The organism is Rhizocola hellebori (assembly GCF_016862955.1).
Classification (GTDB): Bacteria; Actinomycetota; Actinomycetes; order Mycobacteriales; family Micromonosporaceae; genus Rhizocola; species Rhizocola hellebori.
This window is the reverse complement of record NZ_BONY01000005.1, coordinates 148631-164419: the sequence shown is the minus strand read 5'-3', so window position 1 is coordinate 164419 and position 15789 is coordinate 148631. Positions and strand designations below refer to the sequence as shown.

Annotated in this window: 10 protein-coding genes; 5 read left to right on the top strand and 5 right to left on the bottom strand. The window is 64.9% G+C overall.

What is annotated here, in order from left to right; translation table 11 throughout:
* Positions 1–5 precede the first annotated feature (5 nt).
* Genes Rhe02_RS05600 through Rhe02_RS05585 form a run of 4 tightly spaced genes read right to left on the bottom strand, consistent with a single transcriptional unit; the run spans position 6 to position 4234 of the window.
* Positions 6–1187, bottom strand: coding sequence for a mandelate racemase/muconate lactonizing enzyme family protein (locus tag Rhe02_RS05600; RefSeq protein ID WP_203906983.1), 1182 nt, complete (start codon positions 1185–1187; stop codon positions 6–8).
* Positions 1188–1189: 2 nt separating this feature from the next.
* Complete coding sequence (locus Rhe02_RS05595; RefSeq protein ID WP_203906982.1) at positions 1190–2017, bottom strand: carbohydrate ABC transporter permease; 828 nt, start codon at positions 2015–2017, stop codon at positions 1190–1192.
* Entirely contained in the window at positions 2017–2961 is a 945-nt protein-coding gene (locus tag Rhe02_RS05590) for a carbohydrate ABC transporter permease (RefSeq protein ID WP_203906981.1), read from the bottom strand. Before Rhe02_RS05590 ends, Rhe02_RS05595 begins: the two co-directional genes overlap by 1 nt.
* A 4-nt stretch (positions 2962–2965) precedes the next feature.
* Positions 2966–4234: an ABC transporter substrate-binding protein gene (locus Rhe02_RS05585; RefSeq protein WP_203906980.1), complete on the bottom strand. Its 1269-nt coding sequence runs from the start codon at positions 4232–4234 to the stop codon at positions 2966–2968.
* A gap of 144 nt (positions 4235–4378) precedes the next feature.
* Here Rhe02_RS05585 and Rhe02_RS05580 point away from each other — a divergent pair, with 144 nt between their 5' ends.
* From Rhe02_RS05580 to Rhe02_RS05560, 5 genes are all read left to right on the top strand, one after another.
* Positions 4379–5149 (top strand): FadR/GntR family transcriptional regulator, encoded by a 771-nt coding sequence (locus tag Rhe02_RS05580; RefSeq protein ID WP_203906979.1) that lies wholly within the window; start codon positions 4379–4381, stop codon positions 5147–5149.
* A gap of 159 nt (positions 5150–5308) precedes the next feature.
* Positions 5309–7696 carry an RICIN domain-containing protein gene (locus tag Rhe02_RS05575; protein WP_203906978.1) on the top strand — a complete coding sequence of 796 codons (2388 nt, stop codon included), beginning with the start codon at positions 5309–5311 and terminating at the stop codon, positions 7694–7696.
* A 96-nt stretch (positions 7697–7792) separates the two neighbouring features.
* A complete protein-coding gene (locus Rhe02_RS05570; protein WP_203906977.1) occupies positions 7793–9253 on the top strand; it encodes an arabinofuranosidase catalytic domain-containing protein in 1461 nt (486 codons plus the stop codon).
* Between the two features lie 27 nt (positions 9254–9280).
* Positions 9281–12409 carry a glycoside hydrolase family 2 TIM barrel-domain containing protein gene (locus tag Rhe02_RS05565; protein ID WP_203906976.1) on the top strand — a complete coding sequence of 1043 codons (3129 nt, stop codon included), beginning with the start codon at positions 9281–9283 and terminating at the stop codon, positions 12407–12409.
* A gap of 258 nt (positions 12410–12667) precedes the next feature.
* Complete coding sequence (locus Rhe02_RS05560) at positions 12668–13972, top strand: ricin-type beta-trefoil lectin domain protein (RefSeq protein WP_203907036.1); 1305 nt, start codon at positions 12668–12670, stop codon at positions 13970–13972.
* Between the two features lie 90 nt (positions 13973–14062).
* On the opposite strand, the gene Rhe02_RS05555 is transcribed toward Rhe02_RS05560, so the two are convergent.
* Positions 14063–15778, bottom strand: a complete 1716-nt coding sequence (locus tag Rhe02_RS05555) for an amylo-alpha-1,6-glucosidase (protein WP_203906975.1) — start codon at positions 15776–15778, stop codon at positions 14063–14065.
* Positions 15779–15789 lie beyond the last annotated feature (11 nt).

Genomic DNA, 15789 nt, shown 5'->3' with positions numbered 1-15789 from the left:
GCGGCTCAATATGCCTTCGCGGCACCGGTTTGGGCCACATGGTTGGTCGCGGCCAGCAGACGCCGGCCAGCATGCTCCGGCCGGATATTGGGACTGCCGGATGCCGAGATGTCGGCTGGCAGACGGCACGCGGCAATCGTGTCTTCGTCGACCTGAATTCCCACTCCGGGTGAGTCGCCCAGCGTGAACCCACCGTCCTCAATGGACAGGTCGAGGGACAGCCCGACCGGCGGAGACAGGTCTTGCAGCTCGCTCGCAAGATGGTTGGGCACCGACGTGGCTGCGTGCAACAACCCGATCGGCATGTTTCCGATCGGGCTCACCGGAAGGTCATGGGCATGGGCCAGGGCGGCGACCCGGAGGAAGTGGGTCACCCCCCAGACTGCCGCGGTCTGCACGATGTCGACCGCTCCGGCGGCCAGCAGCGGGCGGAATTGCTCCAGCCCGGTGAGGTTCTCCCCGGTTGCCACCGACGCGCGGATCCCCCGCCCGACCATGGCCAGTCCCTCGGCGTCCCAGCGCCGCACGGGTTCCTCGACCCAGATCAGATCCAGGGTCTGCTCCAGCTCGCAGACGTGGCGGACGGCCTGCTTGCGGCTCCAGGCCTCGTTGGCGTCGAGCATCAGGCCGGGCCTGATGTCGTTGCCCGCCAAGGTAAGCACGTCTCGCACCAAGGTGAGCCGTTGTCGGTCTCGTTCGACGTCGAGCCCGCCTTTGAGTTTGGCCGCGCGCAGGCCCCGCTCGGCATACGCCTGGTACGCCACCGCCAGCTCGTCATCGGTCAGCGCGATGTCCAGACCGGAGGCGTAGGCGGTCACTCGCCGGTCGAGCCCGCCGAGTAGCCGCCACAGCGGCTGCCCGAGCGCCTTCGCCTTGATATCCCACAGGGCCGTGTCGATCGCGCCGATGGCGCCGAAGACGACTCCGGCGTGCCCGGCTTTGAAGGTCTGCCGCAGCATGCGATCGTAGAGCGCGGTGACACCGCGCGGGTCCTGGCCGTCGATGGCCGCGAAGATGGAGTCCAGCTCCACATGCGGTCCTATCCCGACACCCGAGATGCCCTCGTCGGTGTCCACCACCACGAGGGGAATGGTGACGACTCCTTTGGGGTAAACGCCATTGGCATCGCCAACGGGCCGGCCCCATTCCTGCACGGTGGTCAAGGCACGATACCCAATGATTCGCATACTCAGCCTTTCATCGAACCGGCGGTGACGGCCTCGGCGATCTGCCGCTGGAAGAACAGATAGACCGCCAAGACCGGCACCGCGGCGATCAGCACTCCCGCGGAGAAAGTGGGGATGTCTGAGGAGTACTGCCCACGCAGCGAGGTGACACCGATCATGAGCGTCCGATGTTGCGCCGACGGCATCATCAGCAGGGCAATGAGGACGTCGTTCCAGCAGAACAGGGCGTCGAGGATGCCGACCGACAGCAGCGCGGGCGCCCCCAGCGGCACCATGATCCGCCGGTACACCCCGAACGGGCCGTTCCCATCGATCCTGGCCGCGTCGACGATCTCAGCCGGTATCCCGTTGTAGTAACTGGCCATGAGATAGATCGTGAAGGGCAGGAACTGGGCCACGTAGGCGAGAATCAGTCCGGGATAGGTGTCCATCAAACCGGTGTCGGCCATGGTGCGGGCGAGGGGCACCATGATCACCTGGAACGGGATGAACAGCGCGGCCAAGCATGCCAAGAAGAGCGTGCGCGAGCCGCGAAACCGCAGATGGCTCAACGCGAATCCGGCCATCGAGCCGAACAGCAAGAGCAGCGCGACGGCAAAGCCCACCACGATGAGCGAATTGATGAAGTACCTGGAGATCCCGCCACTCGTCCACGCCGCGCCGAGGTTGTCCCACCGCAACGATTCGGTGAGCGAGAATCTGTCCAAAATGTACTCGTGTCTCGTCTTCAGGGCGACGTTGAGTGTGAAGATCAGCGGGTAGATGGTCGCCAACGCGATCGCCATCATCGGCACGGCGGCGACCCATTTGGTCACGCGAAGCTCGCGCATCAGTCCTCCCTCCCCGCCTTGCGAAGCAGGCCGATCTGGGCCAGGCCCACCACGAGCATGACGAGGAACAGCACTGTGGACGCGGCGGAAGCCAACGCGGGCCGGTTCATCTGTCCTTGCTGAATCCAGATGTAGTACTCCGGCAGGTAGGTCGACCCACCGGGCCCGCCACTGGTCATCACGTAGAGCAGGCCGAACATCGAGGTCAACATGCCGATCATGGTGGTGACGAACACGAACTGGATGGTGCGCGACAGGCCGGGAACGATCACGTGCCAGATCACTTGCGGCAGCGAGGCTCCGTCCGAGCGTGCCGCGTCCAGCAAGGTGGTGTCCAGCGTGGCGAAGCCGGCCAGGAAAACCACCAGCGCCATCCCGAAGGTCGCCCAGATGTGCACACCTACCACGGTGAATATGGCCACCTTCGGGTCGCCGAGCCAGTCCACCGAGCCCAGCCCGGCGGTCTGGAGAAGTTCATTGAGGGGACCGTCGTAGGCGAGCAGCAGATTGAAAATGGAACCGATGATCACCGGGGAGAGCACCGCGGGGAAGAAGTAAACCGTGCGATAGAGCCGATTTCCCGGTACCCGCAAAAAAATAAATGTCGCGAGCAGGCCGGGGATCGCGACCGCGACCGGAAGCAACAGCACCAGCAGGCCGACATTGCGCAACGCGATCCGGAAGACCGGGTCGTTCCACAGGTCGGTGTAGTTGTCGAGGCCCACCGGCGTGCCGTTGCGGTCGCCGTCGCCGGTGAACGAGAAGTTCACGCCGAGCAGCAGCGGCCACAACCGGAACAGCACGATGACCAGAACAGCGGGAGCGATCAGCAGGTAGGGCGCCAGCCGCTCCCATCGCGCCCGGCCGCGATGGCTGGTGATGGCCGGCCGGTTGGCCCGCCCCACGATAGGGCGGACCAACGGCGGTGCGTCCCCGATCGGCACGAGGTCAGCTCGTCTTGTCGGCGGCGGCCAATTGGGTGACGGTGTCGTCGACGCTGACCGAGCCGGACAGCAGCTGCTGAGACAACCGGCCCATCAGCTCCTGGGTCTTGGCGGAGAGCGCGACGTGCAGCGCGGGCTTGCCGGTCTTGAGCTGCGACACGATTTTTGCCGCGGCCGGACCGCTTCCCGAAGTGTCCACAGTGGTGTCCGAGACAATAGCGCCAGCGCCGGTGTAGAAGGCGCGCAAGGCTTCTGTCGAAGTCAGCGACCGCACCAGGTCCGCCGCGAGAGCCGGATCCTTGGTCCATTTGGCAACCCCATAGCCGATGCCGCCATCGTAGGGAAGGCTCGGCGTGGCGCCACTGGTAATCACGAGTGCCGGCATCACGCCGACGTTGTCCGCGCCGAGGAACTCGTTGAAGTCCTTCCAGTGCCCGATGTCCGACATCAAGCCGATCATGTGCGCGGCCTTGCTTGACTGGAAGACTGTGAACGCGTCGGTGAACAGCGCGGTCGAGTTGGCCCCCTGGTTGTTGAGGCCGGTGTCGTTGGCCTCCTTCCAGAGCTGGAAGATGCGCTTGACATTGGGCGACTGCCAATCCCGCTTCCCGGCGATCCAGTTGTCGTATTCCGGTGGGGTGAGAATGCCCGAACCCAGTCCCGACATGAAGAACTGTATGCCCGCGCCTTCCTTGTTGCCCACCGCGAAGCAACTGGCGCCGGACGCCTTCGTGATCGCGGCACAATCACCGGCCAGGCCGCTCCATGTGGTCGCCGGCTTCTCCGGATCGAGACCGGCCTTTTTGTACAGTGCCTTGTTGTAGTAGATCGGGTGGCCTTGCAGCGTCACGGGGGCGGCGTAGGTCTTGCCGCCGGTGGCGAAGGCTTCCCACCCGGCAAGCCGCTGCTTGTCCTTGGCCACATATTCGTCCAGCGGCAACAAGGAACTCACCCGGTCGCGGATCTGGCCACCCCCGTTGAAGAGAATGACATCGGGTCCTTTGCCGGCCTGGATGGCCGCGCCGAGCAGGGTGTAGTACTGATCGAACGGCTGCGCGACGAACTCCACCGTCACGCCCGGATGTGCTTTGGCGAAGTCGGCTTTTGCCTTCTCTACATAGCTCGCCGCGGTCTTGTCGCCGGACTTCCAGTCCCAGACCACGAGCTTGCCGCTCGTGTCGCCGGAATTCGAACCCGTCCCCGTGGCGCTGCCGCAGCCCGCCATGACCAGCGCCGCGACCAGGACGGCGAGCCACATTGATCGCTGTTTCATGGCTACTCGCTCTCGAAGTAGAGGCCATACGATGGCCGGTCAGTCAGAGATAGATAGCCGAAAACATAAGTCGTATGATGTATGATGTCAACTCCCGGACGGTACACTTCCCCCAAGTTCGGTTGTCGGCCACCGGAGGACGTCATGACGCTGCCTGCGCGATCGACCGCGAGCACCCGGCAGCCACCGGCCTGGGTGCAACGGCCGGCGAACCTCACCCAAGCGCTGGCGGCCGAGCTGGTGGAGCGGATCGTCCAAGGACGACACCCGTCGGGCAGCCCACTTCCCCCCGAACCTGCCCTGTGCGCCACGTTCGGCGTGAGCCGCACGGTCGTGCGCGAGGCCGTCAAAGTGTTGCAGGAGAAGGGATTGGTTCAGGTCCGTCAGGGGGCCGGGACCATCGTGACGGCGCCGACCAAGTGGAACATGCTCGACGAGCTGATCCTGGGCGCGACCATCGCAGAAGACGACAGCCTTTCGGTGCTCGACGACCTCGTGGTCACCCGGCGCCTCCTGGAATCAGATATGGCCAACATGGCGGCCCGGCTCGCGACCGAGGAAGTCGTCGAGCGGCTGGGCGTGCTGGTCGACAAGATGGACGAGCTGGTCGACGACACGGCGACCTACCACGATCACGACCGTGAGTTCCACGACGTGATCATGCAGAGCTCAGGCAACCGCATAGCGCGCGCCGTGGTGCGCTCCCTTGAACGCCAGGTCATCAACACGGCCAGGTACGTGGGCCGGACCGAACGCTCGCTATGCGTGGCGTCCAACCGTGGGCATCGCCGGGTCTACGAACGCATCGCCGCCCATGATCCGGCGGGGGCCGCCGAGGCCATGTTCACGCATATCACGGAGGCATGGCTGGTCCGTCGCGGCGCCTCAGGCGACCCGGTCCGGCTGCAGCGTTAGATAGTCACGTATATTTGCGAATTTGCGCGTCTCGACGTTGACATCATACATCATACGACTTATGTTGCCCCTGGCACCAAACTCACTCGCGCGCATTCCGAGTAGGCCGGGATCCTTCGAATGCGCCGGTCGATGCATCCTTTTCATTGAGGAGCTCCCATGTCTCTATCGCCCTCCGCCCTGCGGAGGCTAGCCGGATTAAGCGCCACGGCGTTGGCGACAGCAGCCGCACTAATGATCCAGATCCCGGAAGCCTCAGCAGCCACCACCACCCTCTTCGCCTCCCCGACCGGCACCGGCTCCACCTGCACGGCCGCCCAGCCGTGTTCGCTTTCCGGAGCACAAGCCGCGGTAAGAACGATGAATAGCTCGATGTCCGGCGACATAGTCGTGGAGCTGGCCGGCGGCACGTACCGAATGTCGGCGCCGATGCGATTGACCTCCGCCGACTCGGGCAACAACGGCTTCCGCGTGATCTGGCAAGCGGCCGCCTCAGCACGTCCGGTGATCACCGGTGCGCGGGCGGTCACCGGATGGACAGTGGCCGACTCGGGCCGCAACATCTGGCGGGCCACCGTCGGCACCGGGATCGACAGCCGTCACCTCTACGTGAACGGCGCCGCCGCCACCCGAGCCCGTACCAGTCTCAACCGCGGCGACTTCACCGCCAACAGCAGCGGGCTTCGCTGGACCAATGGCGCCCTGAACTACCTGAACTCTCTGGCCAACCAGAGCCGCGTCGAGCTGCAGAGCATCGGCTCATTCACCGACCGGTATGTTCCAGTGCAAAGCATCAGCGGCAACTTCATGACTCTGCAGCAGCCCGCGTGGAACAACAACACCTTCGGATACGACACGTTCTGGAGCCCGTTCCGGGCCGGGCCGCTCTACATCGAGAACGCCTACGAATTCCTCGACGCGGCCGGCGAGTGGTACCTAAACACGAGCACCGGGGTCCTCTACTACATCCCACGGTCGGGCGAGAACATGAGCAGCGCGAGCGTGGAGCTGCCGGCATTGCAGTCGCTGGCCCAAATCGGTGGCACGTATGGCGCGCCCGTGCATCACGTCTCGTTCTCCGGCATCACCTTCACCGGCACCAGCTGGCTGGGGCCCAGCAGCAACCAGGGTTACGCAGACCAGCAGACCGGCTCGTACATTTTCGGCAACTGGAACTGGCCCACGTTCGGGACCTGTACCTCCGGCTGCACGCAGTTCGAGGCTGTCCGTCCAAACTGGAGGCAGATGCCGGCCGCGGTGCAGGTGTCGGCCGCGAACAACATCACTTTCAGCTACGACCAGTTCGTCAACCTCGGACAGACCGCGCTGGGCATCGGCAACGACGCCAACGCGCACGCCAGCGGGGTGGGCCTCGGCGCCAGCAGCATCACGGTTACCCGCTCGGAATTCGCCACCGGCGCGGCCGGCGCGATCGTCGCGGGTGGAGTGCAGGCCGACGCGCATCACCCCAGCGACTCGCGGATGACCAACCGCGACTTCACGTTCAGCAACAACCGGGTACACGACATGGGATTGGACTATCGAGGCGTCTCCTCGTTCCTGCCCACGTACGTCACCAATGTGACCATCACCCACAACGAGATCTACAACATGCCGTATTCGGGGTTGACCGTCGGCTACGGGTGGGGCGCCAACGATGCGGGCGGCAGCAACGACTACGCCAATCGCGGCCTTTACAACTACCAGCCGCGCTACAGCACCGCCACCACGGCCTCCAACTACCAGATCACCGGCAACTACATCCATGACGTCATGCGGCAGATGACCGACGGCGGATGCATCTATACGCTGTCGGCCAACGCGAACGGGATGATCAGGGACAACTACTGTCTGAGGCTGAACGGGTGGTTCGGAGTCTACTTTGATGAGGGCTCACGCTTCTTCACCGCCACCAACAGCGTCTACTCCACCAACATCGGCTTCAACTGGGCCACCGTCAACTACTGCTGCAACAGCAATACCGGAAACCTCACGCTGACCAACAACTGGTATGACGGTGGTGGCACCAACGTCACCGATCCGGGGCACAACAACTCGGTATCCGGCAACACTCAGGTCAGCAACGGCAACTGGCCCACGGGCGCACGTTCGGTCATCGCCTCCGCCGGGATCCAACCCGACGGTGGTGGCGGACAGCAGAACGTGATGCTTGCCGGCGTGCAGTCAGGAAGATGCCTCGACGTGCCCGGCTCCAGCACCACCAACGGCACCCAGCTGCAGCTGTGGGACTGCCACGGCGGAACGAACCAGCGCTGGACCTACACCTCGAGCAGGCAGCTGATGGTGTATGGCAACAAGTGCCTGGACGCCAACAATCAAGGCACCGCCAATGGCACCGCTGTCGTCATCTGGGACTGCAACGGGCAAGCCAACCAGCAGTGGAACCTCAACGCCAACGGCACCATCACCGGCGTCCAATCCGGACGCTGCGCGGACGCCAACGGCGCCGCCACCGCCAACGGCACCAGAATCATCCTGTGGGACTGCAACGGCGGCACGAACCAGCAGTGGAACGCCCGTAGCTGACCCGAACGATGGTGGGCCGGCAGCCGACCCTTGCTGGCCCACCCCCCATGCGCGTCATTGTCGAACCGCTTCGACCCGTCCCTCGGAAGGTTCTCCATGTTGACCCGAAGAATACTGCTTGCGTTAGCCACGACCGCGACACTGGCAGGTAGCCTGCTAACCGGTGTCCAGGCCCAAGCCGCAGGCACCCTGCCATGCGACATCTATGCCAGCGGCGGCACCCCGTGCGTTGCGGCGCACAGCACCACGCGTGCCCTGTTCGGCGCCTACAACGGCTCGCTTTACCAAGTGCGCCGCTCGTCTGACAACACGACCCGCAACATCGGCGTGCTCGCCGCCGGCGGCACCGCCAACGCGGCCGCCCAAGACTCCTTCTGCGCCGGCACCACCTGTGTCATCACCGTGGTCTTTGACCAGACGGGACGAGGCAACGATCTCTGGTATCAGGGCTCCAGTGTGGTACCCGGTTCAAGTCAAAGCCGCCCGGCGACCGCCACCACCGAGTCATTGACGGTCGGTGGCAGCAAGGCCTATTCGCTGTTCATCAATCCCAACACCAGCTACTGGCGCGATGGCCATCTCACCGGCATCCCCACCGGCAGCGCGCCCGAGGGGATGTACATGGTCACCAGTGGCACCCACGTCAACGGCGGCTGCTGCTTCGACTACGGCAACAGCGAAACCACGAGAACCGCCGATGGGGCCGGCGCCATGGACTCGATCAACTTCAGCACGCAATGCTGGTTCGGCGGATGCTCCGGGACCGGCCCGTGGGTTCAAGCCGACCTCGAGTTCGGGCTCTATTCGGGCGGAAGCCAATCGTGGAACCCCGGCCAGCGCGCCTTCACCAGCCCCTACGTCACCGCCATGCTGAAGAACAACGGGACCACCCGCTTCGCGCTCAAAGGCGCCAACGCGCAGTCCGGCAACCTGACCACCCTATGGGACGGCGCGCTGCCCAACGGATACAACCCGATGCGCAAGCAGGGTGCCATCGTGCTGGGAAGCGGCGGTGACTGCTGCAAGCCCGGCGGCGGGGCCAACCTCAGCGCGGGAACGTTCTACGAAGGGGCAATGGTCTCCGGGTACCCGTCGGATGCCACCGACAACGCGGTGCAAGCCAACATCGTGGCCGCCCTCTACGCGCGCGCCGGTGGCGCCGGCCCGCAGAACGCCATGCTTGTTGGCGCGCAATCGAACCGTTGCATCGACGTGAACGGAGTCAGCACCGCCAACGGCGCCCAGGTCCAGCTGTGGGACTGTCACGGCGGCACCAACCAGCGGTGGACAGCCACCGCGGGCAGGGAGTTGCGGGTCTACGGCAACAAGTGTCTCGACGCGTTCGGCGCCGGCACGAGCAACGGCACCGCCGCCATCATCTGGGACTGCCACGGTGGAACCAACCAGCAATGGAACATCAATGCCAACGGCACCATCACCGGCGTCCAATCCGGACTGTGCCTCGAAGCGGCCGGCAACGGCACCGCCAACGGCACCAGGCTCCAGCTGTGGTCCTGCACCGGCGGCGCCAACCAGCAGTGGAGTCCTCGTAACTGACTGCGTAATCCGAGACTGGGAAAGAAGATGCGAAAACTTACCGCCGCTCTGACAACGCTGTCCACCATCGCCCTCATGGTGACCGCCACGCCACAACCAGCGGCCGCCGCCCCATACGTGCCGCAGGCCTCCAACCGCGCAGTGCTCAACTTCAACACCCATTGGCTGTTCGCCGGCGAAGTGCCCGGTGGCAACGGTCAAGCCGTGGGGTTGGACGAGAGCGGGTTCGTGCCGGTGAGCCTGCCCTACTTCCGAACCCATCCGCACAAGGGCTTCCCCAAGGGCGACTTCGAGGTGCCTGTCTCGTGGTACCGCCGCCACTTCACGCTGCCCACCCAATACTCCGGCCGCAGGGTCGCGGTCGAGTTCCAGGGCGTCGCCAAAGTCGCCGACGTGTATGTCAACGGCAATTTCGTCGGTCAGCACAAAGGCGCATATACGTCGTTCACCTACGACATCACCCCGTTCGTCAACATAGGCGGCGCAGACAACGTCATCGCGGTGAAGGTGGACTCCATGACCCGCAACGACCTTCCGCCTGAGGGCGGCGCCATCGACTACTACGTCTGGGGCGGGATAGTGCGTGACGTCAATATGATCGTCACCGATCCGGTCCGCGTCGACTGGGCATTCCTGACCACTCCCAACCTCAACACGGTCAATGCGCGAACCAGGGTGCGCAATGACAGCGGGGTGTCCAAGTCGATCACCGTGGTCACCCAGGTGGTTGACGCCACCAATAACGTTGTAGCGACCGGCACCGCCACCCAGACCATCGCGGCGCAATCGGCGGCCGAGTTCAGCTACAACACCAGCACCATCACCAATCCCAACACCTGGCATCCGGATCGCCCATACCTGCACACGGTCTACACGCAGGTGCGCGACGGATCGGTCTACGTCGACGAACACAAGACCAGGCTCGGCATCCGCACCATCCAGTTCAACCGCACCGATGGCAGGTTCTACCTCAACGGGCAGCCGTTGAAGCTGCGCGGGCTGGATCGGCATGAGTCGTTCCCCTACGTCGGGCGAGCCGCGCCAAACCGCTTGCAGGTCAAGGATGCCGACATCCTCAAGAAAGAACTCGGCGTCAACATCGTGCGCACCTCGCACTATCCCCAGGATCCGGAGTTCCTCGACCGCGCCGACGAAATCGGCCTGTTGGTGATGGAGGAGATACCGGGCTGGCAGCACATCGGCAACACCGCCTGGCAGGACATCGCGGTGGAGAATGTGCGCGAGATGGTGATGCGCGACCGTAACCACCCCTCGGTGGTGCTGTGGGGAGTGCGGATCAACGAGTCCGGCGACAATCACAACTTCTATGTCCGCACCAACGATCTGGCCCACCAGCTCGATCCTTCCCGCCCCACCGGTGGCGTGCGCAACTTCAAGGGCAGCGAGCTCCTGGAAGATGTCTATACCTATAACGATTTTTCGGGTACCGCCGACAACCCGACCGTCCTCCCCTGGCTGATCACCGAGTCGGTCGGGCATACCGCCCCGCATCGCTCCTGGGATCCCGAGTCGGTGCAGACCGGAACCATGCGCGTGCACCTCAACGTCCAGAACACCGCTGCCAGCAAGGCAAACATCGCCGGCGCGATGGGCTGGGTCTCGTTCGACTACAACACCACCTTCGTGACACCTCCGTCCTGTGTGGACTTCACCTGTTACCACGGTGTCTCAGACATCTTCCGGATCCCGAAGATCGCCGCCACGGCGTTCTCGTCACAACGGGACCCAGCGCTCTACGGTCCCTACGTGTCGATCGCGAGCCAGTGGACTCCCGGCGTCTCCAGCAGCACCGTCCTTGTCGGGGGCAACTGCCAGCAGGTGGAGCTGTTCGCCAACGGCGCGTCCCGGGGACGCATCAATCCCAACGCCTACACCAGCCTGCCACATCCGATGTTCCAGTTCACCGGCGTCACTGTCACCAGCGGACAGCTGCGGGCGGACTGCTGGATCGGCGGGCAGATAGTGGCCACCGACACCAAGTTCACGCCCGGCGCGGCCACGCACCTGGCGCTGGTGGCCGACGACGCCTCGCTCAAGGCCGACGGCGCCGACATGACCCGCGTGGTGGTCAAAGCCCTGGACAACAACAATCAGGTGGTACCGACGAACAACACCGCGGTGACGTTCGCCCTCACCGGACCCGGGGCAATGGTGGGTGAAAGCCCGCTCGTGCTCGAAGCCGGGACCGGCGCGGTGTACTTCAAGAGCGCGCTGGGTCAGACCGGCACGCTGACGCTGACGGCAACAGCACAGGGTCTGTCCCCGGCAAGCGTAAGCGTGGCCACGACCGCCTTCACCGACCCGATCGTGCCGGCAAGCGGTTCCTATACCTTCGGGTTCCCGGTTGACATCAATGACCGACAACGCTTCTCCTACAGCGGAAGCTGGCAGGCCGCCGGAGACAACGCGGCCTTCAGCAAGGACAACACCTGGAGCGCCACGGCCAACGACGCCGCCACGCTGAGCTTCACCGGCAACCGCGTGGTGCTCTACGGCGTGCAGGACCCGTCGCACGGCTCCGCTGCCATCTCCATCGACGGCGGGGCGGAGCGGACAGTCAGCTTCCAGGCCTCCCCGCGTCGCGGCAACGTGGCGCTCTACAACAGCGGAACCCTCACCCAGGGGCAACATACTTTGCGGGTACGGGTCGCCGGCAGCGGCGCCGTCGCGCTGGATCGCGCCATCGTGGTGTCGGCCGCGCCGGCCATCGTGGCGCCGCCGCCTCCGCCCACCGGTGGTGGCCAGCAGGGACCGATCGTGGGCACCCAGTCCGGCCGGTGCGTGGACGTGCCTAACTCCACGACGGTCGACGGTACCCAAATACAGCTGTGGGACTGCAGCGGCGGCACCAACCAGCGGTGGACCTACCCCCCGAGCCGACAGCTGATGGTCTACGGCAACAAGTGTTTGGACGCCTTCGGCCAGGGAACCAGCAATGGCACCGCGGTCGTGATCTGGGCCTGCAACGGCGGCACCAACCAGCAGTGGAACGTCAACGCCAACGGCACCATCACCGGAGTCCAGTCAGGACTCTGCTTGGATGCCAACGCCGCGGGAACAGCCAACGGCACCAAGATCATTCTTTGGTCCTGCAGCGGCGGCACGAACCAGCAATGGAACCTGCGCACTTCTTAACCGCCGCACCTGGACAACGGCTGGGCCGCACATCGCGGCGGCCCAGCCAACACCTCGCTGTCAGCGAACCTGACGCTCCGGGCCGCCCGGCCTGGACGACCGCCGATAGGTGGCCGGTGTGCCTGGCCGCGCGCCCAGGCAAAGCAGGCTTCCCCGACGGCCCGACCACTTCCACACGCGCGCCCTCTTTCCCAGTAAGGAGATTCAGCTGTGTCGGCTCCCCGAACACCGCACCTCAGCCCGGGTTGGATTGCGGCGATGATCGCCGCGGTGACGATGGTTGCCGTGGGCACAATCGCCACCATCGTGACCCCATCCGCGTTCGCCGCGACGACCGCCGGGTGCGGCAAGACCCCAACGCTACGCAATGGCACGCAAACCATTCAGAGCAGCGGCCAGAGCCGCAGTTTCATCCTGCGGATTCCCGACGGCTACAGCAACACCCGCCCGTACCGGCTCATCTTCGCCTACCACTGGCGGGGCGGCACCATGAACGATGTCGCCTCCGGCGGCAGCAGCGGCACCGCATGGGCCTACTACGGCATGCAGGAACAGTCTGGCAACAGCGCGATTCTGGTCGCGCCACAGGGCATAGGCAACGGCTGGGCCAACAGCAACGGTCAGGACATCACCTTTACCGATGACATGGTCCGCATCATCGAAAACGACCTGTGTGTCGAGACCACCCAGCTTTTCGCCATGGGATTCAGCTTCGGCGGCGGGATGAGCTACGCGATCGCCTGTGCCAGGTCCACCGTCTTCCGGGCGGTCGTGGTCTACTCCGGCGCACAGATCTCGGGTTGCAGCGGCGGCACCCAGCCGATCGCCTACTTCGGGATCCACGGCATCTCGGACAACGTCCTCAACATCTCGTCGGGACGTTCGCTGCGTGACACGTTCGTGCGCAACAACGGTTGTGCCGCTCAGAATCCTGCCGAGCCCGCGCCGGGCAGCGGCCGGCACATCACCACCACCTACTCTTGCCGGGCTGGGTTCCCGGTGCAGTGGGCCGCCTTCGACGGCGGTCACGGGCCGGGTCCGGTGGACGGCTGCTCCGGTTGCGAGGACGGCGTCCGGACCTGGACCAAGGGCGAGGCCTGGCGGTTCATCTCCCAATTCGGAGGCGGCCAGCCACCGAGCTCGCCGCCGCCGAGCAGCCCCCCGCCGAGCCGGTCGAACGTGACGCTGGTCGGCCAGCAGTCGGGCCGCTGCATCGACGTGCCCAATTCCACCACGGCGAACGGCACTCAGGTGCAGCTGTGGGACTGTCATGGCGGAACCAATCAGCGCTGGACCTACACCGCCAGCCGCCAATTGACCGTCTACGGCAACAAGTGCCTGGACGCCAACGGCCAAGGCACGAGCAACGGCACCGCCGCAATCATTTGGGATTGCAGCGGCCAGGCGAACCAGCAGTGGAACGTCAATGCCAATGGCACCATCACCGGCGTCCAATCAGGACTTTGTCTCGACGCCAGCGGCAATGGCACCGGCAATGGCACCAGGATCCAGCTTTGGGCCTGCCACGGCGGCACCAACCAGCAATGGACCCTGCGCAACTGACCCTGTAGCGAGAAGCGCCGGCGGTCCAGACCTCCGGCGCATCCTTCAATTCCGTTCGGGTCGGGCGCAAGGGTCTGATCCGGGCCACCGCTAGGACGATTTCACATGCGCAGCAGCGAGGATCAGGTAGGCGCTTGCCGTCCAGGTGTACGCGCGATCGCGTAGCCCGGAGCCGGTGAGGGCGTTGAAGTTCTCGGCGAATCCTGACTTCTCGCACAAGGCCCGGAATCTGGCGCTGATGTCGTCGGCCAGTGCCTCGAATCCGGCGCGGCGCAGGCCATCCTCGATGAGTGTGGTGGCCGGTGCCCAGATCGGCCCGCGCCAGTATCCGTCGCCTTGATAGCTGGCCGATTGCGGCAGCTCGGTCGCCAATCCGTGGCGCGTCAGATGGGCCTTGACACGGTCGGCGAGGGCGTTGGCGATGTCGGCGGGCAGGTCCTGTCCAAGCACGATGGGCATGAGGTCGAGCAGGCTCGACGTGGTCCACGCCGTTTCGGATTCGACGGCGCGGGCGGTGAACGCGGCACCGTTCCACAACCGGCTCAGCATCGCGTCCCGGATCTGGCCGGCGGTGTGCGCCCATGAAGCTGCGGCGGCATCGTCACCTAGCTCGGTGGCGAGATCGGCGAGGACGCGCAACTGGATGGTCATGAACGCGGCCAGGTCACCGGTCTGGACGACCCGTTCTCTGTCGAAGGTGGTGGCGTTGTCCCATCCGGAGTCATTGCCGTGGTGATAGTGGGACAGCAGCTGTCCGGGGGCGCGTCGGGCGTCGAGCCAGAATCGGGTCCACGCCGACAACCTCTGGTAGACAACGGCCAGCTGCTCGCGGCTCAGGTCATCGGCAAGCCGCTCACGCAGGCGGGTGAGCGCCCAGCCGTGGATTGGGGGTTTCACGAAGTTGTAGAGGACCTCTGAGTGGGTCACCGAGTCAGGGATCGCGCCCGCCGGGTCCTGGTGGTCGAAGGGAATGAGGAACTGATCCCACGCCAAATCTGGTGCGCCTGCGGCGAGCGCGATCGCGTTGAAGCAATGGTCCCAGCTCCACACCTTGTCCATCCAATGTTTGGACATGAGAACGGCGGGGCGGCGAAGAAAGCCGCGCGGGCGCACAGTCGCCGACCACAGCACGTATGCGGCCAACTCCGCGGCCGGGGTTTCGGGGCCGCGCCAGGGTGCGACAGCGTCGGCGAACGAGGTGAACGTATCGTGCGCCGCGGCGGCGATCTGGTCGAAGTCATGGCTGAGGTGATAGGGAGGCCTGGCGTTGTCGAACTCCTCGATCACGATCTCCCACGGCGTGTCAGCAGGTAGCGTAAGTTGGCGTTCGGCGACCCCAAGCGCCTGTGCGCCAGTCACCTGCGTCTGTCTGGACAGGACGGTGATTCGGTAACGGCGTCCCGTCTCGTAGCTGGTGAAGATGAACGCGCCGTCGACCGGGTCACGATAGAGGTAGACGCCGCTGAACGGAGTCAGGGCCGGGATAGCCGCGCGGATGCGCATGCCGAGGCCCTGCCCGCGTACCCGGATAATGTCGGCGGTCTCAAAAGCGGCCTCGACACGTCCCCGCTGATGCTCCCAGGTGAGTTTGGCGGGTGTGGCAGTCACCGTCGTGTCGACCCGGTTGCGGCCGTCGCTGGGAATCAGCCGCAGGATGGCGTGCAGGCCCGTCTGGTGCGAGATCAGGTGTAGGTCCCCGGCATAGGTGTCCTTCGCTACCACGGGCGAGATGTTCAGCCAGGATCCGTAGTAGCTGAACGGAATCTCCTGGACCGTGAACGTCGGGCCGGACGGGGCGAGGATCATAGATAACGTCC

Excerpts from the sequence above, each read along its gene's own strand:
- Rhe02_RS05570 (WP_203906977.1), top strand. The coding sequence starts at position 7,793 with ATGTTGACCCGAAGAATACTGCTTGCGTTAGCCACGACCGCGACACTG.
- Rhe02_RS05585 (WP_203906980.1), bottom strand. The coding sequence starts at position 4,234 with ATGAAACAGCGATCAATGTGGCTCGCCGTCCTGGTCGCGGCGCTGGTC.
- Rhe02_RS05580 (WP_203906979.1), top strand. The coding sequence starts at position 4,379 with ATGACGCTGCCTGCGCGATCGACCGCGAGCACCCGGCAGCCACCGGCC.
- Rhe02_RS05595 (WP_203906982.1), bottom strand. The coding sequence starts at position 2,017 with ATGCGCGAGCTTCGCGTGACCAAATGGGTCGCCGCCGTGCCGATGATG.
- Rhe02_RS05555 (WP_203906975.1), bottom strand. The coding sequence starts at position 15,778 with ATGATCCTCGCCCCGTCCGGCCCGACGTTCACGGTCCAGGAGATTCCG.
- Rhe02_RS05565 (WP_203906976.1), top strand. The coding sequence starts at position 9,281 with ATGCGAAAACTTACCGCCGCTCTGACAACGCTGTCCACCATCGCCCTC.
- Rhe02_RS05560 (WP_203907036.1), top strand. The coding sequence starts at position 12,668 with ATGATCGCCGCGGTGACGATGGTTGCCGTGGGCACAATCGCCACCATC.
- Rhe02_RS05600 (WP_203906983.1), bottom strand. The coding sequence starts at position 1,187 with ATGCGAATCATTGGGTATCGTGCCTTGACCACCGTGCAGGAATGGGGC.
- Rhe02_RS05575 (WP_203906978.1), top strand. The coding sequence starts at position 5,309 with ATGTCTCTATCGCCCTCCGCCCTGCGGAGGCTAGCCGGATTAAGCGCC.